Genomic DNA, 15,158 nt, shown 5'->3' with positions numbered 1-15,158 from the left:
TAATTGGATCGTATCGATGTATTACTAAAAACATTTATTGCTACTTTTGGTGGCTTTTGCGGTTATTTCTTAGGAGGATGGGATACAACATTGAAAGTTTTAGTGATTATGGCAGCTATTGATTACCTCACAGGAGTAATCGCAGCAGGGTATAACGGGCAATTAAAAAGCAAAGTTGGTTTCAAAGGCATCGCTAAAAAAGTGGTTCTTTTTCTTTTGGTTGGAGTGGCAGCTCAATTAGATTCTACATTTGGTAGCAATAGTGCTATCCGTGAAGCAACAATCTTTTTCTTTATTGGAAACGAGCTATTATCACTTTTAGAAAATGCTGGACGAATGAGGATTCCCCTTCCACAAGCATTAACAAATGCAGTTGAAATTTTAAGTAATAAGAGCAATAAGACAAGCTCTGAATATGATAATAAAAAAGGAGATGTTGAGTAATGGGACACATTGTAGATATTTCAAAATGGAATGGTGACATTAACTGGCCTATAGCAAAGCAATACATTGATTTCATCATCGCTCGTGTACAAGATGGTTCAAATTATGTAGATCCATTGTATAAAGGATATGTACAAGCCATGAAGCAACATGGTATTCCTTTTGGTAACTATGCATTCTGTCGTTTCGTTTCTGAAAATGATGCAAGAATAGAAGCGCGTGACTTCTGGAACCGTGGAGATAAGAGCGCGACAGTATGGGTTGCGGATGTTGAAGTGAAAACAATGAATGATATGAGAGCGGGCACACAAGCATTTATTGATGAACTACGCCGATTAGGTGCTCAGAAAGTTGGTTTATACGTTGGTCATCATATGTATGCTCCGTTTGGTATGGCAAATGTAAAATCTGACTTTGTTTGGATTCCTCGTTATGGCGGTAACAAACCTGCATATGAGTGCGATATTTGGCAATACACAGAGACAGGGCACGTGCCTGGTATTGGTAAATGTGATTTAAATAAATTAATCGGAAATAAACCGCTGGCTTGGTTTACAAATCAAACTGTTGAAAAACAAGAAGGAGGATTTATTGTGGCTGACAATGGATATAAATTAGTGGCAACTGGTGGAGTTGGGTTTAATCATTTACAGGAGGTGGCAGAATTCCTTAACAAACTTGGATATGGAGCTTCTATCCAAATCTCTGGTAAAAACGACGGAATTTTTAGTGTTCGCACAGAACGTCGCATTGGTTCTGAATTGGACAAGTTCACCGCATGGCTAGATGAGCGTAACTGGTGGTATCAGTACGAGTAATAACTATAGAAAAGACCGCCCGTAATAGGCGGTCGATTTTTTATAATGTTTTAATGTCACGTATAAGTTCTTTAATGTCGCGTTCTTCACCTTGTTCAAACGATTGGATAAAATCGTTTAACTTAGTCTCATAATTTTTAATAGATTCTGTTTCACCTTTGACACTTTTGATGTCACCTACATGCTCAAGGACTAACTTTAAATCACCTGAAAGCATCTTAGTATCAATTTCAGATAATCTTCCACCATTAGCTACTGACCTTTTTAAGTCAGTCAGGGTTTTATCAGTCGTCATAAGTAATTTACGTATTGTCTCTTTAGTTTTGGAAACTTCTTTGTCAATCTCCGCTTGCTTTTTCTTTTCTTTCTTTTCGGCTCTTTCCTTCGCTTGCTTTTCTACTTTCTCTTGTTCCTTACGTTGTTTCTCCGCTTCTTTCTCTTCCTTTTCCTGTTGCTTACGTTCTTTCTCCGCTTCTTTTTCAGCTTGTTTTTGCGCTTTTTCTTCCTCCTTCTGTACCTTCGCTTGTGATGCCGCTTCTTTATCTTGTGGAGTACAGCCTACTGAAAGCGCAAGTGACGTACCGATAATAACTAATCCGAATTTATTTAACCATCGATTCCCCATTTAGTTCACTCCCGTGTGTATATTCTGATACAAGTATATCAAATATTACGGTAAATTTCTCCAATAAAAAAGAACGCCTTATCCTATATAGCGCTCTTCTTAGTCTTCAATAATTGTAATTAATTCGTTAATATCCGTTATATTCAACGCTGATATTATTTTATCAAGATGTTCTCTATTTAAAGATTTCCGTTGATTGTTATATAACTCACTAATGGCGGCGGGTCTAATACCTGTCAACTCCGCAAGCTCTTTTTGAGTTTTTCCTTTCTTTTTTAAAACGTTATCTAAAGTAATATGCACTTTCGGCATAGTTATCCTCCTCGTTAAAATGCGAACAATATTAATTACTATAATTATAAGGTTTCGTAAAGAATTACGCAATAACGGAAAAATTAATTGTTGACAATTACGAAATAACGTAATTATAATGAAGGTATTAATTACGAAATAACGGAATAACGAAAGGGGGATAAACGAAATGGTTGAATTTAAAACGATTCTTAACACTATTCAATCCATAACCTTCGAAGAATTACCCGCAGAATTACAACGTGAGATTAATAACAGTGTAAGTCCAATCGAAATAGAAAACGAAGTATTAATGTGTAAATCCCGTAAATTAAACGTAGGTGGTTACGTCCATACAGTCGTGTATATTGAAACGGACGCTAACTATTACGTATTTACACACGTGTTATTCCGTACTGGATCATCGATTAAGAAACAGGTGATGAGTAAAACGGCGCTCTGCATGTTCCAGTTGCTACATAACGAGGATAGAGGAGGTAACGTACTATGTTCGCAAAACTAAACGATTACTTCGGATTAGAAACGTTATCTGATCGTATTTGGTATTACGGAGTGTTTGGCGTAGGCGGTACGTTGTACGCTATCGATATGTTTATTGCCTATGTACTTTAATACGTGAATTAACGTAACTTAAAAATTGAATAACGGAAATTATCCAATCAGCCTCCTGTAACCATTCGTTTTTAAAAAGCGAAATACATGAGGTTTAGTTTTCTATTGTCTTTTTTAGGAGGAGAAGAGGTAATTTCCGAACGAGGAACGACCTAACACTCGTAAAACTTGAACAGGTGAGCCTAGCCAATGTCGGAAAGTAAGGCGTAGACACGTTATAAACGTTCCCTGTTGCGTTTGTGTCTAGTCTAGGCGAGGACTGCCATAAAAAGGTCTGGACGGTTGCTTGGCGTGTTACGGCACGGGTAGCAACGATCATAGAAAGACGTATTTAGGTTACGAGTAATTAAGAGTACGCCAGCAGCGCAATCTCTTCCCTAAGTCTTTCGGCAAGTAGGACAAGCATTATTTGTAAGAAGGTCGTTGCGTAAGAGATTACGACGTTCCAACAGGGTGTTACTATACGGATTCCTTAACCCGATAGACCATGAGAAATGACTTGGTGACAGAACGACTACTTTACGTCGCATTTATTTTTTATTTGCGATGTAAGGTAGTCGTTCTATGCCCTAGCCGTTGTCCTGTACCCTCATCCCATGATGAAAGACACGTAACCGAAGTCAAGTATAAATTCGGAGGAAACGGCGTTTAATTTAGGCGAGGAGTTAGATCGGCGGTAAGCGAGTAAGGGGCTGACGGCTAGGGGACGAAGTAAGGTTAACGTCAAGTTTAAGTGGAAATAACGAGATAACTTACTGATAAAATGGAAGAGGGATTGTGATGGGGAGTTAGGGGAAGAGGGCGAGAGTTGGCGTAGGTTATCGAGGGAATTGTCGGTAAATACGAGGGGAGGACGGAAAGGGTGACTTTTGGTGACCATGAAAAAAGAGCGTAACAACATACGCCCTTATACATTAATTTATTCACTATAAACGTTAATACATCGCACTTGCAACGGATATTTATGCAAAATGTGTTATTGTGAACGGTCACTTACCGTGTCACTTTTTCGACTTTTCAAAGCGAGATATTCACAATCTCTCTATACTTTTCATAAATCGAAGCCGCCACTACTGTATCCAAAAAGGCAACCCCAACTGATTTAAATAAAGTAATCTCATTCGGATTTGCTCGTCCTTGTTTCTTCCCTATAATAATATCCCCAAGTTCACTATATATGTTTGAAAAATCCCATTCATTTTGTTTGCTTGCAATCAAGAAATCTCCAGCTTCATGTTGTACACCTTCTATTGTATCTACAATAATTTTATCACTGCGCTGTAATGTAGTGACATCAAGTTCTTGCATATGGGGCTGATAAGAACCAATTCCATTTATATGAGTACCAGGTTTGAGATAGTTTCCATTTAATACAGGGGTAGTTGAAGTAGTGCTACAAATCACAATATCAGCTATTGCAACAGCATCATTAGCTGATTCCATAATTTCAATCGACCCGCTCCAATTCGGATATAAGGAGAGTAAGATATTTTTAAATTCAAATGCTTTTTGCATTGTCCGATTGACGAGGAGAATGCGAGTTACCGGGCGAACTTCCATAACGGCTTGTATTTGTCCGAGCGCTTGAGCGCCGCACCCAATGACAACGCAGACATTAGCATTTTGACGAGCGAAATGTTTTGTCGCGATACCGCTCATTGCTCCTGTGCGAAGTGTTGTTAAATAGGAAGCTTCAATTGTTGCGACATGATCACCAGTATTTGTTTCTGTTAAAACGATTAAGCTTTGTAGTGCTTTTTTCCCTTTTTGCGTATTTTGGGGAAAGACACTAACGATTTTCGTAGAAGCAAATTCGATGGGAGCTACATAAGAAGGCATATAAAGGGAGTTTGCTTCTTCTTGAGAGTGCTGTATATTTAGTCGTACCGGCGTTGCAATTTCATTGTTCATGTAATATTGGAATGCCCTTTCTACATCTTGTAAGCAATCTTTCATTTTATAAATTTCTTTTACCATTTCTTCTGTAATATGAATCATTCTAATCACCCTTCTTTTTAATAGAAAAGGGGGAGCTAGAAATCCCCCGATTGATTAAGCTTGTATATCTTGATTTTGTATATTTTCTGCCATTTGCTTCGTTGAAACGGCAGCAATTGCGATTAAAGAGATACAGCAAGTAAGTACAATATATAGCGCTACTGGAATCCATGAATTGTTATACACATTCATTAAATAAGCAGCAATCATTGGTGCCGTTCCGCCAGCAAGTGCAGCGCCTAGTTGATAACCTAATGTAACACCGGTATAGCGAACTTGAGTAGAAAAAATTTCAGAGAATAATGTACCTAATACAGCTGTGACAGGTGCCCATAAAATACCTAAACCAATAACAGTTGCGATTATGATAGAAAAAGAGGTTCCTTGATTTAATAGGAAGAAATAGGGGAAGGCATATAAAAGAATGGCAACTGTACCCCATATGTACATTTTCTTTCTCCCAATTGTATCTGAAAGTTTTCCCATTAACGGGATCATAATCGTCGTAATGAGCATAGCAATCGTAACAGCATTTAAAACAGTTGTATGCGGTAATTTGAGTTGCAGTGTACCGTAAGAAACAATGAATGTTGAGAAAATATAGAAAGGACCTGTTTCCGCTACCTTTGCACCTGTAGCGCTTAGAACAGACTTCCAATGATAGCGCAGCGTATCGACAATTGGCAGTTTAGCAATATTTCCGCTTTCCTTCGCTTTTTTGAAATCAGGTGTTTCATCTAATCCATTTCGAATCCATAATCCTATGAATACGAGTACGGCACTCAGAATAAATGGAACTCTCCATCCCCACGTCACAAAGTTATCACCAGAAATCATTGTCATAAAGGAGATTGCTGCAGTTCCAAGTAACATTCCAATTGTAACACCTGTTTGCGGAATACTGCCGAAAAATCCCTTTTTATCTTTTGGTGCATATTCGACTGCTAGTAGTAAAGCGCCACCCCATTCACCGCCAATTCCTAGTCCTTGAATAATTCGCAGTAAGATTAAAAGAATGGGAGCCAATATACCGACCGATCGTCTCATAAGAAGGAAGTAAGCCAATACATACTGTCGCTCCTCCCATAAGCGATAAGGTTAAAACAAGTGTCTTTTTTCGGCCGATTTTGTCACCGATATGACTGAAAATAATACCTCCAAGAGGGCGAATGAAAAACGGGATACCAAAAGAAAGATAGGAAAGCATAAGTGCGATAAGAGGGTCCTCGTTTACAAAAAACAACTTGTTAAATACAAGCGCGGCAGCTGTTCCGTATAAAAAGAAATCAAACCATTCGATAGAACTGCCAATTAAACTAGCTATTAATGCTCTTTTTTGAGTGGAACTTTGTTGTTGCATGAATTCACCTCTTTTTATTTTATTTTTTGATTATTGTGAATATTTTATATGAAAAAAATTTTTGTGTCAAAGTTTGAAGGAAGTGATACAGTAAGCAGCAAATACTATAAGGTGTTGCCTTTTATGAGAATATTGAGTTTCTACGAATGAGGAGGAAAAAATGAGGGTTAGGAATATACAAAGTGAAGATTATACAGCCATCCATTCTGTCCTTAACGAATGGTGGGGTGGACGGAATATGGCGGATATGTTACCAAAACTATTCTTCATTCATTTTCAAGAAACGAGTTTTGTTATGGAAGAGGATGGAGAGATAGTAGGTTTTTTATGTGGATTCTTATCGCAAACACATCCCGATGAAGCGTACGTTCATTTTATTGGAGTGGACCCAAAGTATCGAAGAAAAGGGATAGCCTCTACACTCTATTCTTATTTTTTTGATGTGGCTCGTGCAAATAATCGTCATACCGTTAAAGCAGTAACCTCTCTAGTAAATAAAAAATCAATTCAATTTCATCAAGAATTTGGATTTGAAATTGAAGCAGGTGATAGCGAGGTTGATGGTGTATCTGTACATACAAATTATGATGGGAATGGAGAGAGTAGAGTTTTATTTGTAAAGAAAGTATAAATAGCGACAAATAATTTCGTTATTCTCCCGTAACTTTTTAACTAGGAAAATCGTTATATAAATTGAATGCTAATTTTTTAGTTTGTGAAATGGGGGAAAGATATGAAGGTGCTTATATTAGGAGGTACGCGCTTTTTAGGAAGAGCATTAGTAGAAGAAGCTTTGAAACGAGGACATGAAGTAACTTTGTTTAATCGCGGTACAAATAAAGAAATATTTCCTAAAGTAGAACAGCTAATTGGCGATAGAGATGGAGATGTGTCTGCTTTAAAGAATCGAAATTGGGATATTGTGATGGATACATGTGGATTTGCACCACATCAAATTCGTAACATTGCCACCATACTTGGAGGAAATATCGAACATTATACATTTATTTCAAGCATGTCTACCTATAAAGATTGGATTCCACTGCATATTAAGGAAGACTATCAATTACAGTCTATTCCACCTAGGGAGAAGTTGAAAGCGATTGAGGACGGGGAGGCATCTCCTTACGAGTATTACGGAGGATTAAAAGTGTTATGTGAGAAGGAAGCAGAAAAATATTGGCCAGGGCGAGTTTTGCATATGAGAGCAGGACTTTTAGTTGGGGCATTTGATTACACAGACCGGCTTCCGTACTGGATTCAGCGTGTAGCACAAGGGGGGGAAGTATTGGTTCCAGAGCATTCCAACCGTCCTGTTCAATTGATTGACGTAAAAGATGTGGCAACGTGGGCGTTTAATATGGCAGAAGGCAGAAAAGTAGGCACGTTTAATGTAACAGGACCGAATAATGAATTGACGATAGGAGAGTTATTAAATACTTGCAAAGCTGTTACCAACAGCGATGCTGAATTTGTATGGGTGGAAGAACAATTTTTACTAGAAAATAAAGTGCAGCCATGGACGGAGATGCCTCTATGGATTCCTGAAACTTTTCCGTTAGAAGGAGAAACAGAACCGTGGAAGGGGAGTTTTTTTATAAGTATTGAAAAAGCTGTTAACGCTGGACTTTCTTTTAGACCCATTCAAAATACGATTTCTGATGTGTATCAATGGGAAAAATCGAGGAAAGATACAGAACGAAAAGCAGGTATGGCAAGAGAAAAAGAGAGGGAATTGTTAAAGCTTTGGTTTCAACAAGAGAAAATGCGATGAGAAGATAAGGTTAGAATGCAGAGGTGGATTGTGTTTAGGAATTTTATATAAATGATTGAAATATAAGGTATATCCCCCGCCTTCATTGAAGGCAGGGGGGGATTGTTTGAATGAACTGAAAATTATTTTTTGAAAGGTATATTTTGGTTGAATTTATATATGTCGCTGCATGTTCGAATGGGTGAAACACTTTACTACGGACTAGGAGTAAGAATTACCAATTCACATTCTGAAGAGAAAGTGATACGGCATTCAGGTTTAACACCGAATTCACATGCAAAAATGTTTTTTATACCTAAAACAGATTGGGGCGGCGTTATTTTAACGAATAAGAATCATATTTTTGAAGAGGAAGCGCTCCCTCAATTGAAATAAGGGATAATAAATACATTACATGGAAATAAACCGGTACATATTCCAGCAAGTACACCGAGTGTTCAGTGGATTCTATTTAGAATCATTTCCTTACTTAATAAAGATGAAAGAAACGTTACAAAAGGAATAAGTGGATATTTTCGGTATTGTTTTCTTTCTGATAGCTCTTATTATCATTCCAGCACTCATTTATAGCACAAATTCTCCGTGACATGTGATTTATATGTTTGCGTATGTGTTGGCGTTGTAATTTTTTTAGGAATCAATGGAGTATTGTCCATCATGATTGCGAGTAAGGGACAATGTAAATAAAATATAGTAATTTTTCAATCTAACATAATATGAAGAGGGGATTATCATGGATCTTACATTTCAAGTCAATCAATCATGTTTTAATTATAGAGTTGGTGCAATATGTAAACATGATAATAAAATTTTAATGCTTCAAAATGAGGGAGAAGATTTCTGGTATGTACCAGGTGGTCGCGTACAATTGCTAGAGACGAGTGAAGTAGCAATAAAAAGAGAGCTAAAAGAAGAGCTTGGAGTCGATGTTGCAGTGAAACGACCTTTATGGATTGTAGAAAATTTCTTTACGTATGATTCAAGGCAGTTCCATGAAATAAGTTTGTATTATGAAGTCAATTTACTTACGTTACCAGTAAAAGGAGCAGATTCTTTTCTTTTTGAAGAAGAAGGGAGAAAATATAAATTTCAATGGATACCTTTAGAACAAATATGTGAATATAACGTAAAACCAGAGTTTTTAAAAGATAAAATGACGCAGTTGCCACTTCATGTGGAACATATTGTTAAGAATCAATAGGGCAGTTATATGAAAAAGATATTCCTAAATATGGAACCGTATTATGATAGAGAAGAAAAAACAAAAAATGGAGGGCATCTATGATTACATTGCAACAAAAATTAGAGCAGTATACGAGCATATATAAACAGTTGAAGAGAGAACTAAAGTGGAAAACGAGTGATTCTCGAACAGGGATGATGATTGCTGCTATGTACACAAGTAGCGATAAACCTTTTGATTTAGAACGTTTTTTACAAATTAGTCATTATATTAAATCTCAGGTAGGTATGTTTTCCTATTTGAAATCTTATCATCGCTTTGTAGTTGCGGCAACGTTAGATATTCACTTTACGCATTATAAAACGGCATTTCAGCAGTTTTTAGACTTATATGAACGGTTTATCGCTAGTGGTTTTAGCCGCAGTATCTTTACTTATTTAGCCGCAGCTACGCTTTTGCCAGATGATCGTGAGCAATATGAAGCACGTATTCAGCGTTCCGTGAAGGTATATAAACGTATGAAAGAGGATCACTTCTTCCTTACAAGTACAAGTGATTATCCGCTCGCAGTTTTATTAGCAGGACAACAAGAAGAAATAGGACCGCTTATGGACCGGGTGGAGCGCCTCTATCAGAAACTGGCGACATCTGGTTTGCGCAAAGGAAATGCTCTTCAATTTTTAAGTCATATTCTCTCTCTAAAGAAGGATATTCGTGAAGATATGTTAGTGGCGCGATGTACAAACATATGGAATTTATTTAAGCAAGAAAAAGTAAAAGTGAAACAAATGCACTATCCAGCTATTGGGCTACTAGCATTGCTTGAAGATGGAGAAAAAGAAGTTTCTTCTATTCGAACATTTATGGAGAAATTGCAGGGGGATAAGCTATTCCGTTGGCAGACGGATACAAATATTTTGATTGCGATCCAACTATTTGTGAGTCAAAAAGGTATGGAACATCAAGCAGCTAACACAGGATTACAAACAATGATTGAGATTCTCATACAGGCGCAACAAGCAGCTGTCATCGCAGCAATTTCGGCTTCTACTGCCGCGACTTCTGCAAGCAGTAATTCATAACGAATTAGTTGCTGTATGTTATTATAAGACTTTTCAAAATTAACAGTAGTCTGGCTACTAGTAAGGGGATTTATTCTGAATGTAAAGGCTATTTCTATAAGGAATAGTCTTTTTTATATTCAAATTGAGAAGACGCAATAATACGTCATAAGGAATGTAATAGAATAAGTAAAAACAAAACAGTAAACATACAAACCTTTGGCGTTTTCTTATTATTGATAGTAAAGAAGGAAAAACAACACTTGCATCTCTCACTAAATGTAATCAACGACGAATAGGAACTTCCTCAGCAGTGATGGCTGTATGTGATGACTTGTAAAACTTTGTTAACACAAATCGGTATTTAACAGCATCGTGAAATAGTAACGTGTATGATGGGTAGCCAATCAAATAAGGAAAGTATGTTTTCCCTCCCTTGGTGAAGTTAGTGGAACTTAATCGAGGGGGATTTTGTTTTAAATGGATACTAATAAATTCCTTGCTTCGTTGAGCCCTAGAAAGAGTATGTGTATTGCATTTTCAATACAATCATTATATAATATCGTTAATCGATATATCGCCTGTTGATATAGATGTTGGCGATATAATGGAGGTAGATAGAGTGGATGAGAAAGCAAAAAAATATATTCCATTAACAGAAGCAACCTATTATATTTTGTTGTCATTCGCAAAGCGAATACATGGGTATGGAGTTATGCAGATGGTGGAAGAAATGACAGATGGGGAAGTTAAGCTTGGGCCTGGTACATTATATGGAAACATAACAAAGTTATTGACGGAAAAATTAATCGTAGAAGTAGATTCTACAGATAGAAAAAAATGTTATATGTTAACTCCATTTGGTAGAGAGGTATTAGAACTTGAATTTAAAAGATTACAACGCTCTGTTCAAAATGGAAAACAAATTTTAAGGGAGAAGATGTAATATGGAAATTAAGAAAACCTTTAAATTTTTTACAGCGTGGAACTTAGAAAAGGAAGAGGCATACTTAAGAGAAATGCATCAAAAAGGTTGGGCATTTCAGAAATATCATTTCATGTATACATTTAAGAAAACAGAACCGAAAGATGTTGTGTATAAAGCTGACTTTAACTTTGATTTTCAAAAATCTTTAAAGAATCAGAGAGAATATTTGGAAATATATGAGATGTCCGGTTGGAAATATGTATCTAGTTTTACAAAATGGCATTATTTTTGTAAAGAAGTTGTGGATAAGAATGAGCTACCAGATATTTATTCTGAAACAGAAACGAGAATTGAAAAATTAAAAGACCTATTAAACCACCTTGTAATTATTTTTTTATCGATCCTACCAGCCATATCTATTTCTTGTTTAGAGTCTCCTGCAAACAAATTGTCGATTATCATAAAAGGTTTCATAGGATTTGTAGTTTGTATACATATGTATATGTTTGTGCGATTGATTTTGAAAATTAGAAAGTTAAAAAAAGAAATAATATAAAATAGTGTGAAAAAGAGAGAATTAGAGTGTTGGTTTGACTATAGTATTTCTATAATTGACTTTAGAAGAAAGGATTGTGAAAGGAGCGATTCTTGTTTTTTATTAGATTCATTGTACGTGATATTATGAAGGTAGGGATAAGGGGATAAAAAGTGAGTAATGGACAAACAGCCGAAAAAGTAACGAGCTTGTTTTATTACTTTTTCGGCTATGAAATATGAACCGAGCTTTCTAATGTTAAAATAATTTGTTTTGTGCAGGTTTTATAAATTGTTCTGGATTTTCAACTAATCCACATACAGCGCATTGTACACGGTATGTAGGACCTTGGTAAGACATATGAAACACATTTAATGTTTCGTTTGTATATTCTTCTTCGATTTGTCCTGTTTGTGGGTTGAGTTTTACCGGTTTGACTTGTTGTTCAAGAATATTAAAGCGAGTACGGTTTGTTTTACAATTTGGACATAACATTGGTTCCATTTGTGCACACCTCCATCTTTAGCATGTGCGGAATGGAAAAATTTATTCAAAAGGGCGCACTACATAAAAAGGGCTAAACAATTTTCTCAATATCGATCATGTGATAAAAGGTTCAAAAATCTGAAAATATAAAATATAATAAAACATGAATTGGTTATGTCCAATCTCCTGTTTATGCCAATATGTTTGAGACCGAGTAATCGGTCTTATTTTTTATGCTATCATTTGTTGAAAACAAGGTGTTTAAAAATAATTTGTCGAATGTTAGAGAAGATGGTTATACGTTAAAAAGTATGAAGAACGTTTATTACTAAAAGAGGAACATAGCACATATGTTGAATAGAATTCAGGAGGAAAAGGAGAGAAAGAATGGGATTTCCAACTTTAGAGACGGAGCGTTTTATACTAAGAGAATTAACGTTATTAGATGCAGAGAATATGTTTCATTATTTTCAAAAAGAATCTGTCATGCGCTATTTTGGTATGGACGCTATTCGAAATATGGAGCAGGTAAAAAGAATGATTCAGATGTTTAGCAAAAAATATAAAGAAGGAAGCCAAGTGCGCTGGGGAATTGAACTGAAAGGGACAAATCGATTCATTGGTACATGTGGATTTCACTTTATTAATCTTAATCATAAGCGAGCCGAAATTGGTTACGAACTCGATGATGCATATTGGGGAAAAGGATATGCAACTGAAGCGGTACAGACAATCGTTACATATGCTTTTCAAACGATGAAACTTATCAGAATTGGAGCTGTTGTCTATAAAGAGAACGAGGCTTCTCATAAATTATTGAAAAAGATTGGATTTCAAAAAGAAGGACTGCTTCGGAAATATATGATTCAAAATAATGTAGAGTATGATACCATCATCTATTCCTTATTAGCAGAAGATTGGGAGAAAAGATCATGTCTTTCAATCAAGTATTAAAAGTGATTGATGAGAATATAGGTAAACGATTTGTTTTAGGAATAGATGGATTAAGTCGCTTAGGGAAAACAACTTTGGTGAAGCAGCTTGAACAAAAGTTAAAACAAAAGGGTGCATCATTTTATATATTTCATATAGATGATCATATTGTAGAACGGAACAAACGCTATCATACTAAATTTGAAGAATGGTAAGAATATTACTATTTACAGTGGGATATAGAATGGTTACGATATCATTTTTTTCAGCAATTAAAGTGGAAAGAACAGTTTCGGTTTCTAGGAGCTAGCCCCAAAACCCCCAGCTAGCTCTCTCACCCAAAAACAAGAATTCCTGTTAGAAATTTGCTAATTAAACACGCACTAAAAATAGAATCTTTATTTATATTCTTATCGTTTCCTACCTTAAGCATGCCGTAATTTATGGACATTCTTAAGATTTTGAAGAGAATTGAAATCCAATGACAAGTAAAGTTTTAGAAACTAATAAAACAAACAAAAGGATTATGTGAGGAGCGAATGCAATCGTAAGAATGAAAGCAACCAAAATAGTACATAAAATATTTGCTGTATGACAAATGACAAAAAATCTTGTTTGTCTTTGTTTGATGCTAATAAGAACATAGTTTAAAAAAGCAAGGAAGATGAGTGTACAACCGGCACTTGCAAACCAAAGGGCCTCGATTGTATATGACTTATAATTTATTGGAGTTACAGCAATATGAACGATTCCAATGATAAAAATAGCGACAATAAATATTAAAATCGCCTTTCTCATTTAAAAATCCCCTTTCTTTTCTTGGATACAGTTATAAATGATATGTGATTAGTTCCCATATCATGCGAAAAAGGAAGTATGTGTCTTTGATTTATTTAACATTAGTGCCCTTTAGGGGTGGCAACACTGATTAGGGAAACACGTATTGCAAACAAAAAGAGCTACTTTTTGTTTGCAATTCTTAAATTTATGTATTTAAGAAATCCTGCTTCCATACTTTACCTTTTTTAATGAATTCACTCAGCAAAAATCAAATGAAATATTTTAATTGAAAATAATTATCAAAATCAATTATAATAGAAGAATATGAAAGTGATTTGGAAATTAAGGGAGTGGGATGTATGTTTATTGAAACAAAGACACTTACAGTAAAAGAAGGTACTTCAGATCTTGTTGTGCAGCGTTTTTCTGGAGAAGGCATGATTGAAAAATTTGAAGGTTTTATTGATTTAAACGTTCTTGTGAAAAAGGTAAGAAGAGGAGACGAAGAAGTCGTTATTATGATTCGCTGGGAATCTGAAGAAGCATGGAAAAATTGGGAGACAAGCGAAGAACATTTGGCTGGTCATCGTGCAAATCGCGGAAAACCAAAGCCAGAACATATTTTAAATGCTGAACATGCTGTTTATTATGTGAAAGCAACGAAATCGGCTTATCAGCAATCATAATGTGGATGAAAAGGGGGCGATTTAGCCCTTTTTTTAATGATTAAAGAATTCTTTTCTTAAATGTAGTTTTGTATTATATTAGAAAATAAGAGTGTACCTATACCAATACTCATTTTGCAGCATATCAATTTTTGAAAGAAAGGAGTCAAAACCCTTATGTTTCAAGGGATAGACTTTATTTTTGAAAATGCATATGAAACAAAACTAACAGTGTGCTGCAAAACTTTCAGTGTATTATATAATAAATGTATTGATTTTAAAGAGAATTATGGTGATTTTTTATAGGGTTTTATCTGAACGTAGTGGGATATAAAGCACGATACCGCGTGCAAAGTCTTCTACACTACGCGCGTGTTTTATCTGAACGTAGTGGGATATAAAGTGATCCGTGCGCTACCATTTCCGCTTGGTCGCACGAGTTTTATCTGAACGTAGTGGGATATAAAGCTTAAGAAAGGAATATTGATTATTGAAAAATGGTTCAGTTTTATCTGAACGTAGTGGGATATAAAGGGAAACGTCTCTGTTTTAGACGACACTAATTTCAGTGGTTTTATCTGAACGTAGTGGGATATAAAGACGGTTTGCAATGCACCACCAACGCCACCAACACGGGTTTTATC

General features: G+C 35.8%; 18 protein-coding genes, 2 pseudogenes and 1 CRISPR repeat array (1 of these 21 cut by a window edge). Of the genes and pseudogenes, 14 read left to right on the top strand and 6 right to left on the bottom strand.

The features are described 5' to 3' along the window. The first annotated feature begins 3 nt into the window (after positions 1–3). Entirely contained in the window at positions 4–444 is a 441-nt protein-coding gene (locus tag MR059_RS12335; RefSeq protein WP_242161784.1) for a phage holin family protein, read from the top strand. Next, positions 444–1,262: a GH25 family lysozyme gene (locus tag MR059_RS12330; RefSeq protein WP_242161783.1), complete on the top strand. Its 819-nt coding sequence runs from the start codon at positions 444–446 to the stop codon at positions 1,260–1,262. Before MR059_RS12335 ends, MR059_RS12330 begins: the two co-directional genes overlap by 1 nt. Positions 1,263–1,302: 40 nt before the next feature. Here MR059_RS12330 and MR059_RS12325 read toward each other — a convergent pair whose 3' ends face one another. Further along, the gene (locus MR059_RS12325; protein ID WP_053083801.1) at positions 1,303–1,887 is read right to left on the bottom strand and encodes a hypothetical protein; all 585 of its coding nucleotides are present in this window, start codon (positions 1,885–1,887) and stop codon (positions 1,303–1,305) included. Positions 1,888–1,986: 99 nt separating this feature from the next. Next, positions 1,987–2,199, bottom strand: a complete 213-nt coding sequence (locus MR059_RS12320) for a helix-turn-helix domain-containing protein (protein WP_242161782.1) — start codon at positions 2,197–2,199, stop codon at positions 1,987–1,989. A 169-nt stretch (positions 2,200–2,368) separates the two neighbouring features. Here MR059_RS12320 and MR059_RS12315 point away from each other — a divergent pair, with 169 nt between their 5' ends. Together MR059_RS12315 and MR059_RS12310 are read left to right on the top strand one after the other, a co-directional pair. Then, positions 2,369–2,701: a hypothetical protein gene (locus MR059_RS12315; protein WP_242161781.1), complete on the top strand. Its 333-nt coding sequence runs from the start codon at positions 2,369–2,371 to the stop codon at positions 2,699–2,701. After that, positions 2,686–2,811 (top strand): DUF3961 domain-containing protein, encoded by a 126-nt coding sequence (locus MR059_RS12310; RefSeq protein ID WP_242161780.1) that lies wholly within the window; start codon positions 2,686–2,688, stop codon positions 2,809–2,811. The genes MR059_RS12315 and MR059_RS12310 overlap by 16 nt, the downstream gene beginning before the upstream one ends. A 1,017-nt stretch (positions 2,812–3,828) precedes the next feature. Here MR059_RS12310 and MR059_RS12305 read toward each other — a convergent pair. Together MR059_RS12305 and MR059_RS12300 are read right to left on the bottom strand one after the other, a co-directional pair. Then, positions 3,829–4,809 (bottom strand): ornithine cyclodeaminase family protein, encoded by a 981-nt coding sequence (locus MR059_RS12305; protein ID WP_242161779.1) that lies wholly within the window; start codon positions 4,807–4,809, stop codon positions 3,829–3,831. A gap of 54 nt (positions 4,810–4,863) precedes the next feature. Continuing rightward, positions 4,864–6,169, bottom strand: a pseudogene (locus MR059_RS12300) (MFS transporter). A 160-nt stretch (positions 6,170–6,329) separates the two neighbouring features. On the opposite strand from MR059_RS12300, the gene MR059_RS12295 reads away from it, so the two are divergent. From MR059_RS12295 to MR059_RS12260, 7 genes are all read left to right on the top strand, one after another. Further along, positions 6,330–6,800 carry a GNAT family N-acetyltransferase gene (locus tag MR059_RS12295; RefSeq protein WP_012094505.1) on the top strand — a complete coding sequence of 157 codons (471 nt, stop codon included), beginning with the start codon at positions 6,330–6,332 and terminating at the stop codon, positions 6,798–6,800. 102 nt (positions 6,801–6,902) lie between these two features. Continuing rightward, positions 6,903–7,943, top strand: coding sequence for an SDR family oxidoreductase (locus MR059_RS12290; RefSeq protein ID WP_012094504.1), 1,041 nt, complete (start codon positions 6,903–6,905; stop codon positions 7,941–7,943). Positions 7,944–8,102: 159 nt separating this feature from the next. Further along, positions 8,103–8,318, top strand: a complete 216-nt coding sequence (locus MR059_RS12285; protein ID WP_235436519.1) for a serine hydrolase — start codon at positions 8,103–8,105, stop codon at positions 8,316–8,318. A 358-nt stretch (positions 8,319–8,676) separates the two neighbouring features. Further along, entirely contained in the window at positions 8,677–9,144 is a 468-nt protein-coding gene (locus MR059_RS12280) for an NUDIX hydrolase (protein WP_012094502.1), read from the top strand. 80 nt (positions 9,145–9,224) lie between these two features. Then, positions 9,225–10,208, top strand: a complete 984-nt coding sequence (locus MR059_RS12275; RefSeq protein ID WP_012094501.1) for a DUF4003 domain-containing protein — start codon at positions 9,225–9,227, stop codon at positions 10,206–10,208. Between the two features lie 601 nt (positions 10,209–10,809). Further along, positions 10,810–11,133: a PadR family transcriptional regulator gene (locus MR059_RS12265; protein WP_012094500.1), complete on the top strand. Its 324-nt coding sequence runs from the start codon at positions 10,810–10,812 to the stop codon at positions 11,131–11,133. Position 11,134: 1 nt separating this feature from the next. Continuing rightward, complete coding sequence (locus MR059_RS12260; RefSeq protein WP_012094499.1) at positions 11,135–11,671, top strand: DUF2812 domain-containing protein; 537 nt, start codon at positions 11,135–11,137, stop codon at positions 11,669–11,671. A gap of 237 nt (positions 11,672–11,908) precedes the next feature. Here the strand turns inward: MR059_RS12260 and MR059_RS12255 are convergent, their stop codons facing one another. Beyond that, entirely contained in the window at positions 11,909–12,154 is a 246-nt protein-coding gene (locus MR059_RS12255; RefSeq protein ID WP_012094498.1) for a hypothetical protein, read from the bottom strand. 369 nt (positions 12,155–12,523) lie between these two features. On the opposite strand from MR059_RS12255, the gene MR059_RS12250 reads away from it, so the two are divergent. Then, positions 12,524–13,090: a GNAT family N-acetyltransferase gene (locus MR059_RS12250; RefSeq protein ID WP_012094497.1), complete on the top strand. Its 567-nt coding sequence runs from the start codon at positions 12,524–12,526 to the stop codon at positions 13,088–13,090. After that, positions 13,069–13,347: pseudogene (locus MR059_RS12245) on the top strand (nucleoside/nucleotide kinase family protein); the annotation flags it as partial. The gene MR059_RS12250 and the pseudogene MR059_RS12245, both read left to right, overlap by 22 nt. A 175-nt stretch (positions 13,348–13,522) precedes the next feature. On the opposite strand, the gene MR059_RS12240 reads toward MR059_RS12245, so the two are convergent. After that, positions 13,523–13,867 (bottom strand): hypothetical protein, encoded by a 345-nt coding sequence (locus MR059_RS12240; RefSeq protein ID WP_012094495.1) that lies wholly within the window; start codon positions 13,865–13,867, stop codon positions 13,523–13,525. A 341-nt stretch (positions 13,868–14,208) separates the two neighbouring features. Here MR059_RS12240 and MR059_RS12235 point away from each other — a divergent pair, with 341 nt between their 5' ends. Further along, complete coding sequence (locus tag MR059_RS12235; RefSeq protein WP_012094494.1) at positions 14,209–14,535, top strand: antibiotic biosynthesis monooxygenase family protein; 327 nt, start codon at positions 14,209–14,211, stop codon at positions 14,533–14,535. A gap of 286 nt (positions 14,536–14,821) precedes the next feature. Further along, positions 14,822–15,158: a CRISPR direct-repeat array (repeat unit 29 nt; unit sequence GTTTTATCTGAACGTAGTGGGATATAAAG) (it continues 152 nt past the right edge of the window).

Origin of the sequence: Bacillus cereus group sp. BfR-BA-01522, from assembly GCF_022662635.1 — a bacterium.
GTDB lineage: Bacteria > Bacillota > Bacilli > Bacillales > Bacillaceae_G > Bacillus_A > Bacillus_A cytotoxicus.
The sequence above is the reverse complement of the archived record's forward strand: the minus strand, read 5'-3'. Positions and strand labels throughout refer to the sequence as shown.